Origin of the sequence: Streptomyces beijiangensis, assembly GCF_017315755.1 — a bacterium.
In the GTDB taxonomy this organism is placed as follows: domain Bacteria; phylum Actinomycetota; class Actinomycetes; order Streptomycetales; family Streptomycetaceae; genus Streptomyces; species Streptomyces beijiangensis.
Window position 1 is genome coordinate 1 of sequence record NZ_JAFLRJ010000979.1, and the last position, 282, is coordinate 282.

The window sequence follows — 282 nt, forward strand, 5'->3', positions numbered from 1 at the left end:
CGGGCGGCGGGGTGAGTTCGGCGGTGCGCCGCAGCGTGTCGGCCAGCTTCTCCCGTACGACATCGAGCGCGGCGGCGCCCCGGTCGCCGGACGGCGGCGGCAGATGGCGGGCCGGCGCGAGGTCCACGTCGTCGTCGAGGAGTTCGATGACGGGCAGCACCCGGCTGATCCCGGGCTGTTCCTCGGCGCTGCCGGTGCGGTCGAAGGGGACCCAGGCGTCCAGGACCATGCTCTGCACGGCGGGCCAGGGCAGCTTCTCGCGGCCCGTCTCGCTCCCCCCTG

At 75.5% G+C, this 282-nt stretch carries 1 pseudogene; it reads right to left on the reverse strand.

The window, feature by feature from the left end:
* Positions 1 to 282, reverse strand: a pseudogene (locus tag J0695_RS40170) (SAM-dependent methyltransferase); the annotation flags it as partial.